The sequence below is a fragment of the Rhodococcus sp. IEGM 1366 genome, from assembly GCF_033142425.1.
GTDB classification, from domain to species: Bacteria; Actinomycetota; Actinomycetes; order Mycobacteriales; family Mycobacteriaceae; genus Rhodococcus_F; species Rhodococcus_F globerula.
In genome coordinates this window covers 108,841-129,010 of sequence record NZ_JAWLRZ010000002.1, presented here as the reverse complement: position 1 = coordinate 129,010, position 20,170 = coordinate 108,841, and the positions used below count along the sequence as shown (strand labels likewise).

14 protein-coding genes are annotated in these 20,170 nt (G+C 63.1%); 8 read left to right on the top strand and 6 right to left on the bottom strand.

What is annotated here, in order from left to right; all coding sequences use genetic code 11:
• Window positions 1-3 precede the first annotated feature (3 nt).
• Window positions 4-810, top strand: coding sequence for an FAD binding domain-containing protein (locus R4P64_RS06450; protein ID WP_033231237.1), 807 nt, complete (start codon window positions 4-6; stop codon window positions 808-810).
• Window positions 807-3,503 carry a molybdopterin-dependent oxidoreductase gene (locus R4P64_RS06445; RefSeq protein WP_317819883.1) on the top strand — a complete coding sequence of 899 codons (2,697 nt, stop codon included), beginning with the start codon at window positions 807-809 and terminating at the stop codon, window positions 3,501-3,503. Before R4P64_RS06450 ends, R4P64_RS06445 begins: the two co-directional genes overlap by 4 nt.
• Here the strand turns inward: R4P64_RS06445 and lat are convergent.
• Together lat and R4P64_RS06435 are read right to left on the bottom strand one after the other, a co-directional pair.
• Window positions 3,493-4,824 (bottom strand): L-lysine 6-transaminase, encoded by a 1,332-nt coding sequence (gene lat, locus R4P64_RS06440; RefSeq protein WP_172936039.1) that lies wholly within the window; start codon window positions 4,822-4,824, stop codon window positions 3,493-3,495. The two genes, R4P64_RS06445 and lat, sit on opposite strands and share 11 nt — an antisense overlap.
• 65 nt (window positions 4,825-4,889) lie before the next feature.
• The gene (locus tag R4P64_RS06435; RefSeq protein ID WP_045070647.1) at window positions 4,890-5,351 is read right to left on the bottom strand and encodes an Lrp/AsnC family transcriptional regulator; all 462 of its coding nucleotides are present in this window, start codon (window positions 5,349-5,351) and stop codon (window positions 4,890-4,892) included.
• A 30-nt stretch (window positions 5,352-5,381) separates the two neighbouring features.
• On the opposite strand from R4P64_RS06435, the gene R4P64_RS06430 reads away from it, so the two are divergent.
• Complete coding sequence (locus R4P64_RS06430; RefSeq protein ID WP_317819880.1) at window positions 5,382-6,638, top strand: VOC family protein; 1,257 nt, start codon at window positions 5,382-5,384, stop codon at window positions 6,636-6,638.
• Entirely contained in the window at window positions 6,635-8,140 is a 1,506-nt protein-coding gene (locus tag R4P64_RS06425) for an aldehyde dehydrogenase family protein (RefSeq protein ID WP_033231241.1), read from the top strand. Before R4P64_RS06430 ends, R4P64_RS06425 begins: the two co-directional genes overlap by 4 nt.
• On the opposite strand, the gene R4P64_RS06420 is transcribed toward R4P64_RS06425, so the two are convergent.
• Genes R4P64_RS06420 through R4P64_RS06410 form a run of 3 tightly spaced genes read right to left on the bottom strand, consistent with a single transcriptional unit; the run spans window position 8,091 to window position 11,312 of the window.
• On the bottom strand, window positions 8,091-8,876 hold the full coding sequence (locus R4P64_RS06420; protein ID WP_033231242.1) for an alpha/beta fold hydrolase: 786 nt from the start codon (window positions 8,874-8,876) through the stop codon (window positions 8,091-8,093). The genes R4P64_RS06425 and R4P64_RS06420 overlap by 50 nt on opposite strands.
• On the bottom strand, window positions 8,873-9,937 hold the full coding sequence (locus tag R4P64_RS06415) for an isopenicillin N synthase family dioxygenase (protein WP_317819877.1): 1,065 nt from the start codon (window positions 9,935-9,937) through the stop codon (window positions 8,873-8,875). Before R4P64_RS06415 ends, R4P64_RS06420 begins: the two co-directional genes overlap by 4 nt.
• Window positions 9,918-11,312: a nucleobase:cation symporter-2 family protein gene (locus R4P64_RS06410; protein ID WP_317819875.1), complete on the bottom strand. Its 1,395-nt coding sequence runs from the start codon at window positions 11,310-11,312 to the stop codon at window positions 9,918-9,920. The genes R4P64_RS06415 and R4P64_RS06410 overlap by 20 nt, the downstream gene beginning before the upstream one ends.
• 147 nt (window positions 11,313-11,459) lie before the next feature.
• Here R4P64_RS06410 and R4P64_RS06405 point away from each other — a divergent pair, with 147 nt between their 5' ends.
• The 3 genes from R4P64_RS06405 to R4P64_RS06395 are packed head-to-tail and all read left to right on the top strand — an operon-like array spanning window position 11,460 to window position 14,200.
• The gene (locus R4P64_RS06405; protein WP_092801277.1) at window positions 11,460-12,023 is read left to right on the top strand and encodes a helix-turn-helix domain-containing protein; all 564 of its coding nucleotides are present in this window, start codon (window positions 11,460-11,462) and stop codon (window positions 12,021-12,023) included.
• Window positions 12,024-12,044: 21 nt separating this feature from the next.
• Complete coding sequence (locus tag R4P64_RS06400) at window positions 12,045-13,046, top strand: acyl-CoA dehydrogenase family protein (protein WP_095886596.1); 1,002 nt, start codon at window positions 12,045-12,047, stop codon at window positions 13,044-13,046.
• A gap of 38 nt (window positions 13,047-13,084) precedes the next feature.
• Complete coding sequence (locus tag R4P64_RS06395) at window positions 13,085-14,200, top strand: N-formylglutamate amidohydrolase (RefSeq protein ID WP_317819873.1); 1,116 nt, start codon at window positions 13,085-13,087, stop codon at window positions 14,198-14,200.
• Here R4P64_RS06395 and R4P64_RS06390 read toward each other — a convergent pair.
• Entirely contained in the window at window positions 14,197-15,528 is a 1,332-nt protein-coding gene (locus R4P64_RS06390; RefSeq protein ID WP_095887913.1) for an anaerobic C4-dicarboxylate transporter family protein, read from the bottom strand. The two genes, R4P64_RS06395 and R4P64_RS06390, sit on opposite strands and share 4 nt — an antisense overlap.
• Window positions 15,529-15,645: 117 nt before the next feature.
• On the opposite strand from R4P64_RS06390, the gene R4P64_RS06385 reads away from it, so the two are divergent.
• Window positions 15,646-20,166 carry an ATP-dependent helicase gene (locus tag R4P64_RS06385; protein ID WP_317819872.1) on the top strand — a complete coding sequence of 1,507 codons (4,521 nt, stop codon included), beginning with the start codon at window positions 15,646-15,648 and terminating at the stop codon, window positions 20,164-20,166.
• The last annotated feature ends 4 nt before the right edge of the window (window positions 20,167-20,170 follow it).

The window sequence follows — 20,170 nt, the reverse complement described above, 5'->3', positions numbered from 1 at the left end:
ACAGTGGATCTGCACACGGTCGATCAGGTTCTGGTGCCGGCCACTCGGACCGATCTGCCCGGTCCCTCGACCGGTGTCGGATTCATCGGAGGCGGCACTTGGCTGTATTCCGAACCTCAACCTCATCTGAGCACGCTTGTCGATCTGGCCGGCTTCGGCTGGGAGCCGCTCACAGTCACCGAACATGGCCTCGAGATTGCCGCGACCTGCACCATCGAGGAACTGTGCCGCTCCGAACTCGTGGCACAGTTCCGGGCTCAGCAGTTGTTTCGGGACTGCGCGGACGCGCTGCTTGCGTCGTGGAAAGTGTTGCGCCACGCCACCGTCGGCGGAAACATCGCTCTGTCGTTTCCCGCCGGCGCCATGACCACGATGGCCGTCACTCTCGACGGCGAATTGACCGTGTGGCGTCCGGGCAGCGGCGAATACCGTGTGGCCGTGAAAGATTTTGTGACCGGAAACGGCACCAACGCGCTGGGCGTCGGCGACATCATTCGGTGCATCACTCTCCCCACTCGGTCGCTGCTCGCCCGCACCGCATTACGCAAACTCGCTCAGACCTCACTCGGACGGTCTGCCGTTGTCGTAGCGGGCCGAAAAGACGTCGCTGGTTTCACACTCAGCGTCACGGCGGCAACGCGGCGGCCCCACGTGCTGCGATTCGACGCCCACCCGAGCGCGTCCGAGTTGGCCGACGCCCTTCGCGTGATCCCAGCCGACTGTTATTTCACGGACGTCCACGGCAGCGCACCCTGGCGTGAGTCGATGACAGCACTACTGGCCGAAGAGGTCAGGGAGGAACTCACATGAAGTACTCCGTCGACGGGGTTGCCCGCGACGACGAACCACGTCCGGGACAGTGCTTGCGGACGTTCCTGCGCGAGCACGGCGTCATGTCCGTCAAGAAGGGGTGCGACGCCGGGGATTGTGGCGCGTGTTCGGTACTGCTGGACGGCACGCCCACGCATTCGTGCATCTTCCCGGCGCACCGCGTCGACGGGCACGAGATTGTGACCGCAACCGGTCTCGGCACTGAAGACGATCTGCACCCGGTGCAGCAGGCGTTTGTCGGCGCCGGCGGATTTCAATGCGGATTCTGCACCGCAGGCATGGTGGTGACGGCGTCGGCGCTGACACCCGCGCAGAAGGAGAACCTGCCGGCGTCGATGAAGGGAAACCTGTGCCGCTGCACGGGGTATCGCTCGATCCGCGACGCTCTGGCGGGCGCGAAGAACGTCGAGGACGCGGTTCGCTCTGTAGCTCAGGGCCGTTCCATTGCGGCCCCGGCTTCGAGTCGAATCGTCACCGGAACAGAACCCTTCACTCTGGATCTGGCCGAGGGCGACGTCCCTTCGGGCTTGGTGCATGCAGCGGTTCTCGGCAGCCCGCACCCCCATGCGTATGTCAAGGAGATCAACACTGACGCAGCACAGTCCGCGCCAGGTGTCGTTGCCGTTCTGACCTATCTCGACAGCCCGGATGTTCTCTTCTCCACAGCGCGCCATCAGAACCGCACCGACGATCCGGACGACACCCGCATCTTCGACCGCACCGTACGTTTCGTCGGTCAGCGAGTTGCCGCTGTCATTGCAGAGACACCGCGGGACGCACAGCGCGCGCTCGCGCTGATCGAGGTCGACTTCGAGGTTCGCGCAGCTGTCTTCGATCCGGAGCCCGCTCGCGCGCCCGGCGCGCCGCTTCTGCACGCGGACAAGGATATGTCCGCTCGTATCGCCGAGCCCACGCGCAATATCGTCGCCGCACTCCACGACGGAGTGGGCGACGTCGAGAAAGCCCTGAGTGCATCCGCTGCCGTTGTCGAAGGCACGTGGCAGACCGCTCGGGTTCAGCACGTTGCCATGGAGACGCACGCCGCGGTGGGATGGCTGGACTCCGGTGGCCGGCTTGTCATTCGCAGCAGCACGCAGGTGCCGTTCCTGGTTCGGGACGAGTTGGCACACATCTTCGGTCTCACCCGCGAGAAAGTCCGCGTGTTCACCGCGCGAGTGGGTGGCGGTTTCGGCGGCAAGCAGGAAATGCTGACCGAGGATCTTGTTGCCCTTGCCGTCCGGAAGACCGGCCGACCGGTGCAGTACGAGTTCAGTCGCAGCGATCAGTTCACGATGGCCCCGTCGCGGCATCCGATGCGGGTGTCGGTCCGGTTGGGCGCTGACGAGCATGGCCACCTGAACGCGCTGGCGATCGACGTCCTCTCCGACGCCGGCGCATACGGCAACCATTCCGTCGGAGTGATGTTCCACGGCTGCGCGGAATCTATTGCCGTCTACCGTTGCCCGACCAAACGCGTCGACGCCGAGGCCGTGTACACGAACAATGTGCCGTCTGGTGCGTTCCGCGGCTACGGCCTGGGGCAGATCATCTTTGCCGTCGAATCCGCGATGGATCAACTTGCTCGGAAACTCGGCGTCGACCCGTTCGAGTTCCGTCGACGCAACGTGGTGGTTCCGGGAGACGACTTCGTGGACTGGCACGTCGAGGACGGCGACCTCGAGTTCGGCAGTTACGGTCTCGATCAGTGTCTGGACCTGGTCGAGCGCGCGCTGTCGAGCGGACGCGGGCAGACGCCGCCAGACGGACCCCGGTGGAAAACGGGGCAGGGCATGGCCGTTGCGATGATCGCCACGATCCCGCCGCGCGGACACTTCGCCGACACCACGGTCACCCTCGAGGCCGACGGGCGCTATGTGGTCCGGATCGGTACCGCCGAATTCGGTAACGGGACAACAACAGTTCATCATCAGATTGCCGCCACCGAATTGCGAACCACCGTCGATCGCATCGTGATCGCTCAATCCGACACCGACATCGGTGGACACGACACCGGCGCCTTCGGTTCGGCCGGCACCGTTGTGGCGGGCAAGGCTCTCCAGATCGCGTGCGAACGCCTCCGTGATCGGATACTCGCACGAGCACAATCACTGTGCGTCGGTCCGGTCGAACTCGCGACGGACGGTGTAACCACCACAACCGGCTCTGTCGGTTTCCCTGCACTCCTCGACGGCGGACCGCTCTCGGCCAACGGCCACCATGACGGCTCGCCGCGGTCGGTGGCGTTCAACGTCCACGGCTTTCGGGTCGCGGTGGATACAGCAACGGGCCGGGTCGTCATTCTGCAGTCGGTCCAGGCTGCCGACGCCGGCACGGTACTGAACCCCGCACAATTGCGTGGGCAGGTGGAAGGTGGTGTGGGACAGGCACTCGGCGCAGCGATGTTCGAGGAGATCGTCATCGAGGACGGGCATGTGGTGAATCCGCAATTGCGCAACTATCACGTTCCGCAGTTGGCGGATCTCCCGATCACCGAGGTTCTTTTTGCCGATACCTACGACAAGTTGGGACCATTCGGCGCCAAGTCCATGAGCGAAGCGCCGTTCAATCCCGTTGCCCCGGCACTGGCCAACGCTATCTTCGACGCGGTGGGTGTTCGGTGCCTCGCCACTCCGATGACGCCGGATCGGATCTGGGCCGAGCTCACGCGGTAAGTGTGTGCAGTACCCGCTCGACGGCGTCCACCGCTGCGTCCAACTCACCGGTTGTCACGGTCAGCGGTGGACGGAACCGAATTCCGCGCTGCCCGCTCGGCAGAATGAGGACATGCTCGTCCTCGCGAAGCGCGGTCACCACCCGGTCGCGTAACTCGGTGGCGCTCAGGGTGATCGCGCACATGAGGCCACGTCCGCGGGGTTCGGTGACCTCGTCGAACCTTTCGCTTGTCGCGGTCAGTCGCTGAAGTAGGTGCGCGCCGGTGAATCGAACCCGGTCGATCAACCGGTCGCGTTCGATGACCTCGAGAATGCGCCGGGCACGCACCATGTCGGTGAGATTGCCGCCCCACGTCGAGTTGATCCGCGAGCTGATGTGAAAAACGTTGTCGTGCACCTCGTCGACACGGCCGCCTGCCATGATGCCGCAGACCTGAGTCTTCTTCCCGAAGGCCACGACATCCGGTGCCAACCCCAATTGTTGGTAGGCCCAGGGCGTTCCGGTTGATCCGCACCCGGTCTGCACTTCGTCGAGAACGAACAATGCGTCGTTCTCGCGGCACAATTCCTGCATCGCCTGGAGAAACCGAGGCCGGAAATGGTGGTCACCACCCTCACCCTGGATCGGTTCGGCGATGAAACAGGCGATGTCGTGCGGATTCTCGTGAAATGCCTGCCGGGCCTGTGCCAAGGTTTCCTGCTCGACAGCCTCGATGTCGCGGCCGTCCGCGACATAGGGCGAGGTGATCCGAGGCCAGTCGAACTTGGGAAACCGGGCAACCTTTCCCGGATCGGTGTTGGTGAGCGACATCGTATAGCCACTGCGCCCGTGGAAAGCCTCGGTCAGGTGCAAGACCTTGGTCCCGAGATCCGGTGAGCGCCCCTCACTTTCGTTCCGTCGGCTCTTCCAGTCGAACGCCACCTTCAGCGCATTCTCCACAGCAAGGGCGCCGCCGTCCACAAAAAACAGATGCGGTAACGCCGGATCGCCAAGCACCCGAACGAAGGCGTCGACAAATCGTGCCATCGGCACACTGTAGATGTCGGAATTACTCGGCTTGTTTGCTGCAACCATTGCCAATTCGCGCGAGAATGCCTCGTCGTCGGCAATGTCCGGATGGTTCATTCCGAGCGCCGACGACCCGAAGAACCCGAACATGTCCAGATAGTCGACACGGGTGCGGAGATCTTGTAGATACACACCGTGCGAGCGTTCGAGATCGAGAACCAGATCGAATCCGTCCGTGAGGATACTGGCAGACAGGACCTCGAACACCGGGAAATCCGCACTGCCGTCGAAGCCTTGCGTCGCGGTACTCATACGCAAAGATTAAGTCAAAATTATTGCCATGTCGATGATTAGATGGAAAAATTACTGCAGATCGGTCATTCGTCGTAAAATGTTTGAAGAATGACCGTGCTACGGGTGCTCACATTGGCCGCCGTTCGGATCTCCTGCAGCAACGCCTCCAATGCCCGGGGCGAGGCGACTCGAACAAGAAGTACGTAGCTTTCGGCCCCGGCTACCGAGTGACAGGACACCACTTGGGGCAAGTGCCGGAGCCTGGCCGGCGCATCGTCGGGTTGAGAAGGATCCAGAGGGGAGATCGCGACAAATGCCGACAGATTCTGACCCACAGCTTCCGGATCGATCTTTGCCGCGTACCCCCGGATCACGTTGCGCGATTCAAGCCGACGCACCCGCGACTGCACCGCCGAGATCGATAACCCCGCCTTGTCGGCAAGACTCGCCAAAGTGGCACGCCCGTCCACAACGAGCTCTCGAATCAACAACTTGTCCGTGTCGTCGACCGGAGGAATTCCGCCGTCATTCTGTTCGTCACCCACCCGCGAAGGTTAACGTAACCGGACATACACATGCTTGAAAAGTGGCAGTTACGTTCTCGGTTTGCCGCCGAACTGTCGCGGATGTACGGGAACGAGGTTCCAGCGTACAACACGCTGGTTGACGTGACACTGCAGGTCAATCGGGATTACACGGCCACCCGTCCGGGCTCGGAACGCTGGGGAACCCTGGGCCGGATCAGTGCGGAAAGGCACGGTGCGATCCGGCTGGGCACTCTCGGCGAACTGCGCGACGTCGCGACGATCTTCGGCGCCCTCGGGATGTCGGCGGTCGGGTTCTACGATCTGCGGCTCACCGATCCCCCTGTTCCCGTGGTCTCTACCGCATTCCGTCCTACCGATCCGGGGGAACTCGCGCTGAACCCATTCCGCGTCTTCACTTCGGTTCTCACTACCGGAGACAAGCGCTTCTTCACGGCCGATCTTCAGCGCAGAATCGCCGCATATCTGGGTACGCGATCTCTCTTCTCCCCCGACCTGCTTCGCCTGGCCGCGACGGCGCAGCGCGACAACGGGTTGCCGGAGCCGCAGGCGACACACTTCGTCGACGCCGCCACCCGCGCCTTCCGCCTCGGAACCGGGCCGATCGACGCGCCCTGGTATCGCGAACTTGCGCACATCTCCCCGGTGGCCGCGGACATCGCAGGCCAAAGGTCGACCCACCTCAACCATCTCACCCCGCGGGTACTCGACATCGACGATCTGTACCGCCGCATGACCGAACGCGGCATCACCATGATCGACCGGATTCAGGGTCCACCGCGATGGGGTGGTCCACCACTCCTGCTGCGGCAGACCTCGTTTCGGGCGTTGGCCGAGAACCGCCCGTTCCGCGAGCCGGATGGTTCGGTGCACGATGTCCCCGTCCGCGTGCGCTTCGGTGAAGTCGAGGCCCGCGGCATAGCGCTGACTCGCACGGGCCGCGAGATCTACGACGCTCTGATCTCCTCCCCGGACACGGCGGTATGGGAAGACGCGTTTCCATCCACGGAGGACGGCCTTGCCGACGCCGACCTGGCGTATTTCACCTACCGACGTGACGGTTCGAGGATAATTCGCGAGCCCATCGTCTACGAAGACTTCCTGCCGGCGTCCGCCGCTGGGATCTTTGCGTCGAACCTCGATTCGCCCGGTGGATTCGTTTCCGATGCGGACAGCGCCGATTACGGGCAGGATCGACTCGAGGGTGCCATCGGACACCCCATCCTCGACCCTTTCGAGTTGTACCGCACGCAGCAGGACGCCTCCCGCGAAAGGACTCACCCGTGAACCTTCCCGATCCTTCCGCTCTCGCCGAGCGCGCCCACTCCGCGCTTGCTCGCTGCGGAGCCGAGTGGCCCACCGGCAACCTGACGGCTCGCACACCGATTACCGGAACCGAAATTCGCAGTCTGGAACAACATTCCGCTGACGATGTCAACGGCGCGGTTGCCGCAGCACACGACGCGTTCGGTGACTGGCGCACGGTTCCTGCGCCGATCCGCGGCGCCGTCGTGCGGCAACTCGGCCGACTCCTGAGCGAGCACAAAACGGATCTCGCGGAACTGGTCACGCTCGAGGCCGGCAAGATCTCGTCGGAAGCACTCGGCGAGGTCCAGGAAATGATCGACATCTGCGAATTCGCGGTTGGTCTCTCGCGCCAACTCTACGGGCGGACCATGCCTTCGGAACGGCCAGGACACAGACTGATGGAGACGTGGCATCCGATCGGTGTTGTCGGTGTCATCTCGGCCTTCAACTTCCCGGTCGCGGTGTGGTCGTGGAACACCGCGATCGCTCTGGTGTGCGGAGACACGGTGGTCTGGAAGCCGTCCGAGACCACACCTTTGACCGCGCTGGCCTGCCATACCCTCCTTCGCCGCGCCCTCGCCGATTGCGACGCCCCTCGAGGCGTCCATCAACTGGTGATCGGTGGACGCGACGTGGGTGCGGCACTGGTGGACAATCCGCAGGTCGCGCTGGTGAGTGCCACCGGGTCGGTACGCATGGGACGCGAGGTTGCGCCGCGAGTGGCGGCGAGGTTCGGACGAAGCCTCCTCGAACTGGGCGGAAACAACGGCGCCGTTGTCACCCCGTCCGCGGATCTTGATCTGGCAGTCCGCGGAATTGTCTTCTCAGCGGCCGGAACTGCGGGGCAGCGGTGTACATCGCTGCGCCGGTTGATCGTTCACGAATCGATAGCCGACGAGCTGGTCGCAAGAATCTCTGCCGCCTACGCACAACTACAGGTAGGCAACCCGTTCGACGACGGCGTCCTGGTCGGTCCGCTGATCAACGACGCCGCACTCGAGGCGATGCAGTCCGCGCTCACCGCCGCGCAGTCGAGCGGCGGCACCGTCGTCTGCGGCGGTGAGCGGGTCGGCGACACCGGTTGCTACGTGCGCCCGGCGCTGGTCCGGATGCCGAAACAAAGCGAGATCATGCACACCGAGACCTTTGCACCCATCCTCTACGTTGTCACCTACAACGAGTTCGACGATGCCATCGCACTCCACAATGCTGTGCCGCAGGGTCTTTCATCCTCGATCTTCACACTCGATCAGCGGGAAGCCGAACGGTTTCTCGCAGCCGACGGTTCCGACTGCGGTATTGCCAACGTCAACATCGGCACGTCGGGCGCAGAGATCGGCGGCGCGTTCGGCGGCGAGAAGGACACCGGCGGCGGACGCGAATCGGGTTCCGATGCGTGGAAGGCGTACATGCGCCGCGCAACCAACACGATCAACTACTCGGACCAACTACCGCTGGCTCAAGGCGTCGAGTTCGGCTGAGGGCATCTGCGGCAAATTCGGCGATCGCGGTGACCAATTCGGTGCGCGCGGACAATTGCGGAGCGTGATCGGTCTCGAGACTCACCACGTTGGCCCCAGGCACTCGCTGCTGCATTCCTCGCTGCGTCTCGATCGGAACTGTACGGTCCAAGGTGCATTCGACGTATAGGCGCGGAACCGTACCGAATCGCTCGGGGGTGATTGTCGGTGCCATCAGTCGTGCAGTTTCCTGTTGTGGCACAAGTTGGCGTGCCGCAGCGATCGCGTCGGCTACCGGGGCCTCGTGGAAGAACACCGCTGCACCGGCTTCGGGTGGGACCACACTCGAAAACCCGTCATCCGAGCTGACCACCCATCGCGAGATCCCGACGGGCGCCGGTAATTCCACTTCGTTGCACAGCATTCCGAAGTCCATACCCGACGGCAGCATCATCCCGGCGACATACACGATTCCCGCGACCGCAGCGGGAACTCGCTCGGCAACCTGCGACACCACGATGCCACCACCCGAGTGGCCTACCAGCACAGCCGGACCGTCCAGCGAATCGAGCACCGCTACAACGTGATCGGTCACGGCACTTAGGTCTACGACAGTGTCCCGATCGAGGACGCCGGCCCCGGGAAGGTCAACGACTACCGGGTTGAACCCCGCCGCTCGCAGTGGTTCCAGCATCGAATCCCAGACCCAGCCTCCGGCCCAGGCACCGTGGACCAGAACAAGATTCCTGGCAGTCACGACGTTGCCTCCAGCTGCGCTGCGACGCGAACCCGCTCGGCTTCGCGCCCGGCCGCGGTGTTGGACTTGCCCTGCCGCGATCCGGCCAGCTTGGCTTTGATGTGATCCCGGACGGAGACAGGTTCGTACGCCAGTCCGGACTCGTCGAAGAAACTCGGCAGCGTTTCGATCACGGCATCGACGTTTCCGTCGTGGAAAAACGCGGCGGAACGACGACGCTTGATCGTGCCGTTCACCACGGGAGGTGCCACGCGGTGCAGCGTCGACATCCAGCGGTCGTTGGTTAGCTGGGCAGTCAGATCGCCCAGATTGACCAGTAGCGCATCGTCTTCAGGCCACACGTCGTGCCACCGTTGGTCACTTCCGAGTACCTGGAGCCCCTCGACCTGATCGGCCCACAGGACGGTGACAAGCCCGAAGTCGGTGTGTTCGCCCATCCCCTTGAGCTCGCCGTCCAGCGTCACGGTTCCCTCGGGCAACGCGTAGTTGTTCATTCTCAGCACGTCGATCGAGTGATCGGTGATCGAGTCGAAGAACCCCGGCGTCAGCCCCAGCGCATCGTCGAAGATAGTGGTCAGCGTGCGAGCTACCCGTGCTGCGTGTGTGTAGTACGACTCGATCCTGGCCCGGAATTTCTCGACGTCCGGCCACACGTTGATACCGTAATCCACTTCGGAGAGATCAAGATCGGTGAACGACCGAGCTTCGATGCCGACGTTGAACGCCTCGAAAAAATCGTTCATCCGGGTCGCGGATTCCACGCCGAGACTCAGGCTCAGCGATTCACTCTTGGGTGGGCTGTACCCGCGGTTGGCTCCGGCAACGCGGTACTCGTTCTTCGCCTCCATCGGCAGTGCAAAGAAATCGTCCATCGCGCCGGCGAGACCTCCCGCCACTTCCGCAGGAATTCCATGACCCCGGATCTGGATGAATCCCACTCTGCTGCAGGCATCGTCGATCTCGGCGGCAACTCTGGCCTGCTCCTGCGGCGAACCGCCGAGAACGTACGGGGAGATGTCGATGACGGGGACTTCGAAGGACTCAGGCGGTAACTGTGACATGGGCGTCTCCTGTCGGTGTGACTGGGGATTGTGCGACTGCAGGTGATTCGGGAAGGCTCTCGCGCGAACTGCGGGCGAGTTCGCCGAGTCGGGTGTGGTTGAACAGCAAGTTGAGCGTGAAGGCGGACGCCGCGGCCAGGGTGATTCCACTACCCAGCAGGATCTGCGCAGACGACGGGAACCGCTCGAACATTCCTTCCGCGAACTCCGGAAGGAGACCGATTCCGACGGATACCGCGGCAATGGTCGTATTGATCGGATCGCTGAGATCGACCTTGCGGAGTGTGTTGATGCCGACGACGGCAACCGTGGAGAACAGGATGATGCCGACGCCACCCACCACCGGATCAGGCAGTGCTGCAACAACTTCACCCATTCGGGGGATCAGTCCGAGAACGATGAGGATGGCGCCACTGGTAGCGGTGACGTATCGGCTGTACACGCGGGTAGTCGCGACGGCGCCGACATTCTGCGAGAACACGGTGTCGACAAAGGCGTTGAAGATACCGCCGAGCACTCCGGACATGCCGTCGGCCACCAGGCCACGCGCCAAATCAGCCTTTTTCAAGGGCTTTCCGGTGATCTCACTGACTGCCAACATGCTGGCGGTCGATTCTGCGAACACGACTGCCATCACGATGCTCATGGCCACCACTGCGGTGACCGGAAACTCGGGTGCTCCGAAATGGAAGGGCATGGGAATGCCGACCCACGCGGAACCGGATACACCACCGAGGTCGATCAAGCCCATCGGAATGGCGATGACGGTACCGATGACCAGCGCGATCAGGACTCCCAGCTGAGTCCACATACCGCGCCCGAGGCAGATGAAACCGACTGCGATCGCAACGACAGCTGCGGCCAGCGCGAGGTTCTTGGGATCTGCGAACGTCGGTGCGGTGGGGTCGTTTCCGACGATCAGGCCGCCGGCGACGCCGATCAGCGAGATACCGATCACGGTCAGGACCACTCCGGTCACGAGCGGCGGAAAGTAACGGACGATCTTGGCAAATGGCACTGCCAGCGCGATTCCGACCACACCACCGACCAGCATGGAGCCGTACACCGCCTGCAATCCGTATTCCTGGGCGATGAGAATCATCGGTGTCAGGCCGGCGAATGTGGCGCCGCAGACGATCGGAAGTCGTACGCCCGCAACCTTCCCCACGCCCAGGCTCTGAATGATGGTGATGATGCCGGCAACAAGCAGATCGGCGCTGATCAGCAGTGCAACGGTGCTACGGTCCAGGCCCACGGCCGCACCGAACACCAGCGGTACCGTGATGCAGCCTGTGTACATGATCAGGACGTGCTGAAGAGCAAAAGCTGACTGGCGGGCAAAGGGCAACCGCTCGTCGACTGGATGGATGGCCATGCGCCGATCTCCGTCCGTAGCTGGGAGTGTTTTGTGTACTTCTCTATTGAGCACGTCGATAATTTCTTGCTGTGGTCAATTTTGTTTCGCGCATGTAATGAAATTCTCCGCTCGGATGCGCCGCCTCGGCACTGCTATGTTCAGCACATGGACGACGACCAAGTGGCGATCGCAACGGCAATCGGTATCGCAGTGCGCAACGCGCGCAAGGAAGCCGGATTGACCATGCGTGAGGTCGCACTGAAATCCGGTCTCTCACAGCCGTTTCTGAGTCAGACCGAAAACGGTCGCGCAGTGCCGAGTGTGATGAATCTGCACCGACTCGCACAATCGCTTGGCACTACCGCTCACGCGCTACTCGCCCAAGGCGAGCGCACGCCGTCGAGTCTGGTGCGGGCACACGAGGGCCGGAAGTTCGAACTCGCCCACGATTCCTCGATCCGGTTCTGTTCCACCGGGTCACACACCATGGAACCGAACGAAATCACGGCCGGGCCGCACAGTGAAGCCGGTGAACACACTGAACACGCCGGCGAGGAATTCATTCACGTTCTCGAGGGAACTGTCGATGTCGAAGTGGGCCTGGACGAACGGCATCGGCTGAATGTCGGGGACACATTGCTGTACGCGGCGACCATTCCCCACCGATGGTTCAACCGAACCGATCGAATTGCCCGGTTCCTGATCGTGAGTTCTCCCCCGTCCTTCTGACACACCGCATACCCTGAAGCGGTGACCATGTGGCCGGAACTTGCGCGCGAGATCGCCGATACCGTTCTGTTCCCCGTTGCCGACAGCGTTGACGCGGACGGTGAAATTCCGAGCAGTCATTTCGACGCCCTCGCCGCCGACGGGTTCTACGGCCTGGCCGCGCTCGGCGAGGAAGGACCTTCGGCGGCCGAACTTGTCGAGGTTGTCGAAACACTGTGCGGCGGTTGCCTCGCGACTGCATTCACCTGGATGCAGCACCACGGCGTCGTCGGCGCCTTGGCATCGACCACCAACACTGCACTGACTGAGCAGTACTGGGACGGCCTCGTCAGCGGAGAACTGCAGGGCGGTGTCGCCTACGCCGGCGCCATCCCGCGCCCTCCCCTGCTGTGGGCACGCCGGGTCGATCACGGATACGTCCTCGACGGGATAGCCCCCTTTGTCACCGGCTGGGGAATCGTCGACGTTCTTCTCGTGTCGGCGCGGGACGAATTCGACAATTCCATCGTCCACTCGGTGGTCAAGGCTACCGACGCGCCTGGCCTGTCCGTCGAGGAACTCCCCCTTATCGCTGCTCGCGGAAGCAACACCGTCCGAATAGCTTTCGACGGTTTTTCCATCCCCGATGCCCATGTCACTGCAGTTGTCGACGATCAGCAATTCCAGAACACTCAACTGCCCGGCCTGTGGTTCAACGGAGCCATGGCGATGGGGGTCGCGCGGCGCGCAATGGCAGAGTTGGCGGATCTCGGAGTCGATACGGAACCGTTCCAAAGCCAAGCCGAACTGGCGCGTGAACACCTCGACAGCGCTGTGGCGGGCAACGCCGACATGTCTGCCGCCCGCGCCGTGGCCTCCGAACTCGCAGTCCGGGTTGCGGCGGCTTTCGTCACGGCTACCGGCTCGCGCTCGCTGGTGGGCAGCAACACGGCCGAGCGTCTGATGCGTGAAGCCACGTTCACACTGGTAGCCGCCACCCGCCCTGGAATCAAGACTGCTCTGGTCGAGCGACTGCGCGATTAGCCGAGTGCACTCCGCTGCCCTGGATTACGCTCGGTGCCATGAACAGTGTCATGAACAGTGCCGTGAACAACGGTGCACCTGTACTCATTCCGGCCGGAACCAGCTTCACTCCCGACGATCTGACGTTCTACGCCGATCGTGAATCACGCACACTCGACGACGCGATCGCGGGCGCCGATCTTCTTGTGAGCTGCCCTCATTCGGGTTCAGCCATCCCGGAAGAGCTTGCCGAGTTTCTGGCACCCGAGTTCACGAGGCGCCTACAGTTCGATTTCACCGACATGTCGACCAGCGCGATCGTGCGTCGGTGGGCCGAAATCGATCCGCGCATCGTGTACGTCGAGAATCCTCATCCGCGCATGATCCGCGATCCAAACCGCGCCAAGCCCGAAAACCTGGAAGCTTCACTGCGCGAAGCATTTGCACGTGTTCACCAGGCCGGGGCGGGCAACAAGGTGGACCTCACGGGCGTAGACGCCGTCCGCCCCGTCACGTTCTCCTTCTACCCGTTGCTGCTGGAACCAACCGACGACGCCGGGTGGAAGCGCCTGGCCGACACGTTCACCGAGACAGCAGATCGCGGACTCGGCGTGTACGAGCGCACGCGTGATTCTCTGGTCGAGAAAATGGTGGAGAAGGGTTTCGAGGTGCGGCGATCGTTCACGACACTCTCGTTCCACGACACGATGAACCACACGACGCGACGCGACGGTGCGGTCAATGTACTTCGCCCCGAGGAGGATCGGCTGCCTGACGTCGTGGCACTGTCCAATCGCGGTGATCACGACGGCAATCGACGTGGCGACAATCCCGTGACGATGGACCCCGAACTCATCCGAACTCTCGCGGCAGCACATCGCAAGGGATTTCAGGTCGACGATCCGGACGCTGTCGCCCTTAACCAGCCATATCTCGGCAGCTTCGAAATCATCACAGCGGGTGCGCGATTCGCCGAGCAGTCAGCACGCGCGGATGCTGCCGGCATCACACTCAGCGCCGTGCAGGCGGAGTTCAAACGCGAGTTCCTTCTCGGCGATACCCTCGCCGCGCACATCATGGAACCCGGCGTCGACTGGCCGAGCTCTGATCCGGAGCGGGTGGACCAGCTCGCCCGCGCATGCAAGGCGAGCTGGGACCACTACCGAGACAGCTAGCCGAGTAGCACTCCGAATATCGCGCCGGCGGTAATCGTGGTCACCGCCAGGATTATCGTCGGCAGGAAGAACGAGTGGTCCACGAGCTTGGTACCGAGCTTCGTGCTGCCGGAGAGGTCGAAGTTCGCGGCCGCGATCTGCGAACCGTTTGTCGGCAACAGGTAGATACCGGCAAACGCTCCGGCCCACATACCGGTCAGCAGTCCGGGGGCGATACCGGCCGCAAGCCCGATCGGCACGATGGTTCTGGTGGCGGTCGACTGGCTGGTGGTGAGCACACACACCAGGAAGACACCGAGCGCAAAGATCCACGGCGCGGCACTGACCAAGTCGCCGACGGTGCTGGTGATCAGCTCCAAGTGAGCGCTGATAAACGTATCGGTGAGCCACGCGAGACCGAACAGCGCAATCGCCGAGACCATACCGGCGCGGAACACCGTCGAGGTCGGAACGTCGGCCACATTGGGCTTGCACACGAGCAGGATGAGAGTGCCGACCAGGAACATCAGCATCTCGATGATCGGGGTCATTCCCAGCGGCGAGCCGTCGGCTGCCTCGGGTCGAATTCCCTTGAAGAGTCCGAAGATCACGATCGCCAGAACACCTGCGAGGAAGATCAGCGCTGCGTTGCGACCGGTCTTCGTCGAGACCAGTTCGGTGGTGGCCGCAGCGCCGGGGCCGGCTAGCTCTCCGGACTTCAGCTTTGCCTGCACGTCGGGATCGTCGGCCAGTTCCTTGCCGAGGCGATTCACAGCGAACGACGAGATGATGATGCCGATCACCGCTGCCGGGAAGGTGATCTTGATGATGTCGATGAGCTCGAAATCGTACGGCGACACATCGGTCAACGTCACCATCGCCGCCATGGCCGCCGATACCGGGCTACACGCCAGCGCAACACCGGTCGAGACGACGGACAGCGACAGCGGCCGTGACGGACGCACCCCGTTCTTGTACGACACGTCGTAAATCACGGGCAGCAGCGGATACAGAATGTTGGACGTTCCGGCGCCGACCGAGAAGAGGAACGACACCAACGGCGCAATCAACGTGATCTGTTTGGGCCTGGATTCGATCAGTTTTGCCGCGATGGTGACCATCCAGTCGATGCCACCGGCTGCCTGCATCATCGACGACGCCAGCACGACGGACAGCACGATCAGGAGGGCATCGACCGGCGGCGCTCCTACGTCCTCGCCGAACACGAACACAAGGACGGCGACGCCGGCACCGCCCCACAGACCGAGTGCAACACCACTCGATCGAGTGCCCATGACGATTGCCCCGAGCACCACTACGAGCTCGAGAGCAATAATTACAGCTTCCATCTGGCACTCGCCTTCTCGAAAAACAGCCAAACCGTCCTGATTAGAGAAAAATATAATGCCGCCGACGTCTTCAGCAGGTTTGAACACGCTGTCGGTGGGCAGGTGCACTATGGATACGTGACCGACGTCCTCGAAAAGTTCTCGCCCGCGACACGAGAATGGTTCGACGGTGCCTTCAGCGCCCCAACACCGGCTCAACTCGGCGCGTGGGAATCCATAGCAAGCGGCGCGCACACCCTCGTCGTTGCGCCTACCGGTTCCGGCAAGACACTGTCCGCTTTTCTGTGGGCACTCGATCAGTTGGCTTCGCGGGACGAGAGTCACCGCACCACCAAGGTCCTGTACATATCACCGCTCAAGGCACTCGGCGTGGATGTCGAACGCAACCTCCGCGCTCCGCTCGTCGGCATCACTCAAACCGCCAAACGCCTCGGTCTCACGCCGCCCGAGATCACGGTCGGCGTCCGCTCCGGTGACACCTCCCCCGCCGATCGACGCTCGTTGATCAAAAGGCCGCCGGACATCCTGATCACTACCCCGGAATCGCTGTTCCTGATGCTCACCTCCGCCGCCCGCGAGACGTTGGCCGGGGTCGACACCGTCATCGTCGACGAGGTCCACGCCGTGGCCGGGACCAAACGCGGCTCGCATCTCGCCCTCTCACTGGAGCGCCTCGACGCATTACTCGAGTCCCCCGCGCAGCGCATCGGTTTGTCCGCCACCGTCCGCCCCCACGAAGAAGTCGGGCGGTTCCTTTCCGGGTCCGCGCCCATCAGGATCGTCGCGCCGCCGGCCGCCAAGACCTTCGACCTCACCGTCCGCGTTCCCGTGGAGGACATGACCGAATTGGGCATCGCAACACCGGCAGACGGATCAGAATCTCCGACGCCCCAAGCGGGCTCCATCTGGCCGCACGTCGAAGAGCAGATAGTCGATCTTGTTCTCGAACACCGCTCATCCATAGTGTTCGCGAATTCCAGGCGTCTCGCCGAGCGTTTGACGGCTCGGCTCAACGAAATCCACGCCGAACGCACCGGTGTTGTGGTCGAAAAAATGCCGAAGCCGCCGTCACAAATCGGCACACCCACCGAAGTCAATTTCGGTGCCGAACCACTGCTCGCGCGCGCCCACCACGGCTCGGTCAGCAAGGATCAACGCGCCATCATCGAAGACGATCTGAAAGCCGGGCGACTGCGGTGCGTCGTCGCAACAAGCAGCCTCGAACTCGGAATCGACATGGGCGCAGTTGATCTGGTTATCCAAGTCGAGGCGCCGCCATCGGTTGCGAGCGGACTCCAACGCGTCGGCCGGGCCGGACACCAGGTCGGCGAAATCTCCCGAGGCGTGGTGTTTCCGAAACATCGAACCGATCTCATTCACTGCGCCGTCACCGTCGAGCGCATGGTCGAAGGCAAGATCGAAGCGATGGCCGTTCCTGCCAATCCGCTCGACATTCTGGCCCAGCAGACGGTGGCCGCGACGGCACTCGAGCCGATCGACGTCGACGACTGGTTCGACACTGTCCGCCGAAGTGGTTCGTTTGCAACACTTCCCCGCTCCGCGTACGAGTCCACCCTCGATCTGCTGGCAGGTCGGTACCCCTCGGACGAGTTTGCCGAACTGCGTCCACGCCTGGTGTGGGATCGCGAGGCCAACACACTCACCGGACGCCCGGGGGCTCAGCGTCTGGCTGTCACTTCGGGCGGCGCAATCCCCGACCGCGGCCTTTTCACTGTCTACATGGTCGGCGAAAAAGCCTCCCGAGTCGGCGAACTCGACGAGGAAATGGTCTACGAATCCCGAGTCGGCGACGTGTTCGCCCTGGGCGCGACCAGCTGGCGGATCGAGGAAATCACGTTCGACCGCGTTCTGGTCAGCCCCGCCTACGGACAACCGGGGCGCCTCCCGTTCTGGCACGGCGACGGTCTTGGGCGCCCAGCGGAACTCGGCCAGGCTCTCGGTCAGTTCGTCCGTGAAACAGCGCTCGGCAACGAGGCCGACGTGATCGAGCGCTGCCGCATCGGCGGCCTGGACCACAACGCCACCACCAACCTGATCCAGCTGGTGGGCGAGCAGAAAAACGCGACCGGGCAGGTACCGTCGGATCGAACGTTGGTGGTCGAACGCTTCCGCGACGAACTCGGCGATTGGCGTCTGGTCCTGCACTCCCCGTACGGCCAGCGAGTGCACGCTCCGTGGGCACTTGCCATCGGCGCACGGCTGCAGGAACGGTACGGCGTGGATTCCAGCCCCACGGCCTCCGACGACGGCATTATCATCCGCCTCCCCGATACCGAAAACGATCCACCCGGCGCCGAACTCTTTGCGTTCGACGTCGAGGACATCGAAGATCTGGTCACCCAGGAGGTTGGCGGGTCTGCACTGTTTGCCTCACGGTTTCGTGAATGTGCCGCTCGCGCACTGCTTCTTCCCCGCCGAAATCCCGGCAAGCGTGCGCCGCTGTGGCAGCAGCGACAACGCAGCGCCCAACTCCTCGACGTAGCACGCAAGTTTCCCACGTTCCCCATCCTGCTCGAGACTGTGCGCGAATGCCTCCAAGATGTCTACGACCTGCCGGCGCTCATGGAACTACTCGGCAAGATCGCCAAACGCCAGATCCGCATCGTTGATGTCGAGACGGCATCCCCGTCCCCGTTCGCCAGTGCGCTGCTGTTCAGCTACGTCGGCGCCTTCATGTACGAGGGTGACAGCCCGCTCGCCGAAAGACGGGCGGCAGCACTGTCTCTCGACTCCACACTGCTCGCCGAACTGTTGGGCCGCGTCGAATTGCGGGAACTGCTCGACGGCGGTGTCATCGAGCAAGCCGAGCGCGAGCTGCAACGACTGGTGCCGGAGCGCAAGGCAAAAGACCTCGAGGGTGTTGCTGATCTGCTGCGCATGCTCGGCCCACTCACGACGGCGGAGGTGACCGCGCGTTCCCTCGAAGATCCGCGATCGTGGCTCGACACCCTGGTGACGGACAAACGCGCCCTACATGTTTCGTTTGCCGGGCAGCAGTGGTGGACGGCAATCGAAGACTCCGCCCGCTTGCGCGACGGCCTCGGCGTACCCCTACCCATCGGCGTGCCCGCCGCATTCATCGAACCGGTGGATCAGCCGCTCGAGGACTTGTTGAGCCGCTATGCGCGCACGCACGGACCTTTCACGCTCGCCGACGCGGCCGCCAGATTCGGCATCGGCGTATCGGTGGCTCGCGATGTTCTCGGCCGTCTCGCCCTGGAGAAGCGGGTACTCGAGGGTGAATTCCGACCTGGATCGGCCGGGAGTGAATGGTGCGACGCCGAGGTTCTCCGGCGATTGCGTCGACGCTCACTCGCTGCTGCCCGGGCGGATGTGGAACCCGTCAGCACCGCCACTCTGGGCCGCTTCCTCCCCAGCTGGCAGCATGTCGGCGGCACTCTCCGCGGTATCGACGGCGTTGCCGCCGTCGTCGATCAGCTTGCCGGAGTTCCCATTCCGGCGTCGGCGCTCGAATCGCTGATCCTGCCGAGTCGAATCCCTGACTATTCACCTGCCATGCTCGACGAACTGACTTCGACCGGCGAAGTCCTGTGGTCGGGGTCCGGAGCCATCTCAGCCAAGGACGGTTGGGTTGTCCTGCACCCGGCGGACCTTGCCCCGGCGACTCTCAATCCACCTGCTGACACCGATGTCTCGGACTTGCAGCAGCAAGCCCTCGACGTCCTGACCGCTGGTGGCGCCTACTTCTTCCGTCAATTGGCCGAAGCACTCGACAATCCGGAAGACGGCGCGCTCACGACCGCACTGTGGGAATTGGTGTGGCTCGGACACATCGGCAATGACACCCTTGCTCCACTTCGTGCTCTGCTATCCGACACCACTCGAACCACAACCAGCCACCGCGCTCCGAGGCGTGTTCCGCGGGCCCGTCCGTATCGCGGAATGATGCGTCCGGCGGTGCCCGCGCGCACCGGACCGGCCACCGCCGCCGGACGCTGGTTTCTGCTACCGGCTGCCGAACCCGATCCAACGGTGCGGGCACACGCGACTGCGGACCTCCTGCTCGAACGCTACGGAGTTGTCACCCGAGGCAGCGTGGTGAGCGAGAACGTCCCCGGCGGATTTGCGTTGATCTACAAGGTGCTCAGTACTTTCGAGGACAACGGCCGGGCAAGACGCGGATACTTCGTCGATACGTTGGGCGGCGCGCAGTTCTCCACGCCTGCGGTCGTGGATCGTCTGCGTACGTTCGGGGAATCCATCGAGGGTCGCCATACCCCTTCTGCCACCGTCACTCTTGCTGCGTGCGACCCCGCCAATCCGTATGGAGCGGCGCTCCCATGGCCGGCATCGAACGCCGAAGAATCACCCGGACACCGACCCGGGCGGAAGGCCGGCGCGCTGGTCGTTCTCGTCGAGGGAGAACTGGTGCTCTATGTCGAACGTGGTGGTCGGACAATCCTTACGTTCACCGACGACCCAGGCGTACTCCGCACGGCAGCAACGTCTCTGGCCCAGATCGTGAAGAACCGATCAGTCGAGAAGATCGTCGTCGAGAAGGTGAACGGCGAAACCATCCACGGCAACAACTTTGCGCCGGTCTTGGTCGAAGCCGGTTTTGCGGCCACCCCACGCGGCTTCAGGTTGAGATCATGAAGGC

Bases quoted from the DNA above. Each gene is read 5' to 3' on its own strand.
- R4P64_RS06445 (WP_317819883.1), top strand. From the start codon at position 807: ATGAAGTACTCCGTCGACGGGGTTGCCCGCGACGACGAACCACGTCCG.
- lat (WP_172936039.1), bottom strand. From the start codon at position 4,824: ATGAGTACCGCGACGCAAGGCTTCGACGGCAGTGCGGATTTCCCGGTG.
- R4P64_RS06430 (WP_317819880.1), top strand. From the start codon at position 5,382: ATGCTTGAAAAGTGGCAGTTACGTTCTCGGTTTGCCGCCGAACTGTCG.
- R4P64_RS06415 (WP_317819877.1), bottom strand. From the start codon at position 9,937: ATGTCACAGTTACCGCCTGAGTCCTTCGAAGTCCCCGTCATCGACATC.
- R4P64_RS06410 (WP_317819875.1), bottom strand. From the start codon at position 11,312: ATGGCCATCCATCCAGTCGACGAGCGGTTGCCCTTTGCCCGCCAGTCA.
- R4P64_RS06405 (WP_092801277.1), top strand. From the start codon at position 11,460: ATGGACGACGACCAAGTGGCGATCGCAACGGCAATCGGTATCGCAGTG.
- R4P64_RS06395 (WP_317819873.1), top strand. From the start codon at position 13,085: ATGAACAGTGTCATGAACAGTGCCGTGAACAACGGTGCACCTGTACTC.
- R4P64_RS06390 (WP_095887913.1), bottom strand. From the start codon at position 15,528: ATGGAAGCTGTAATTATTGCTCTCGAGCTCGTAGTGGTGCTCGGGGCA.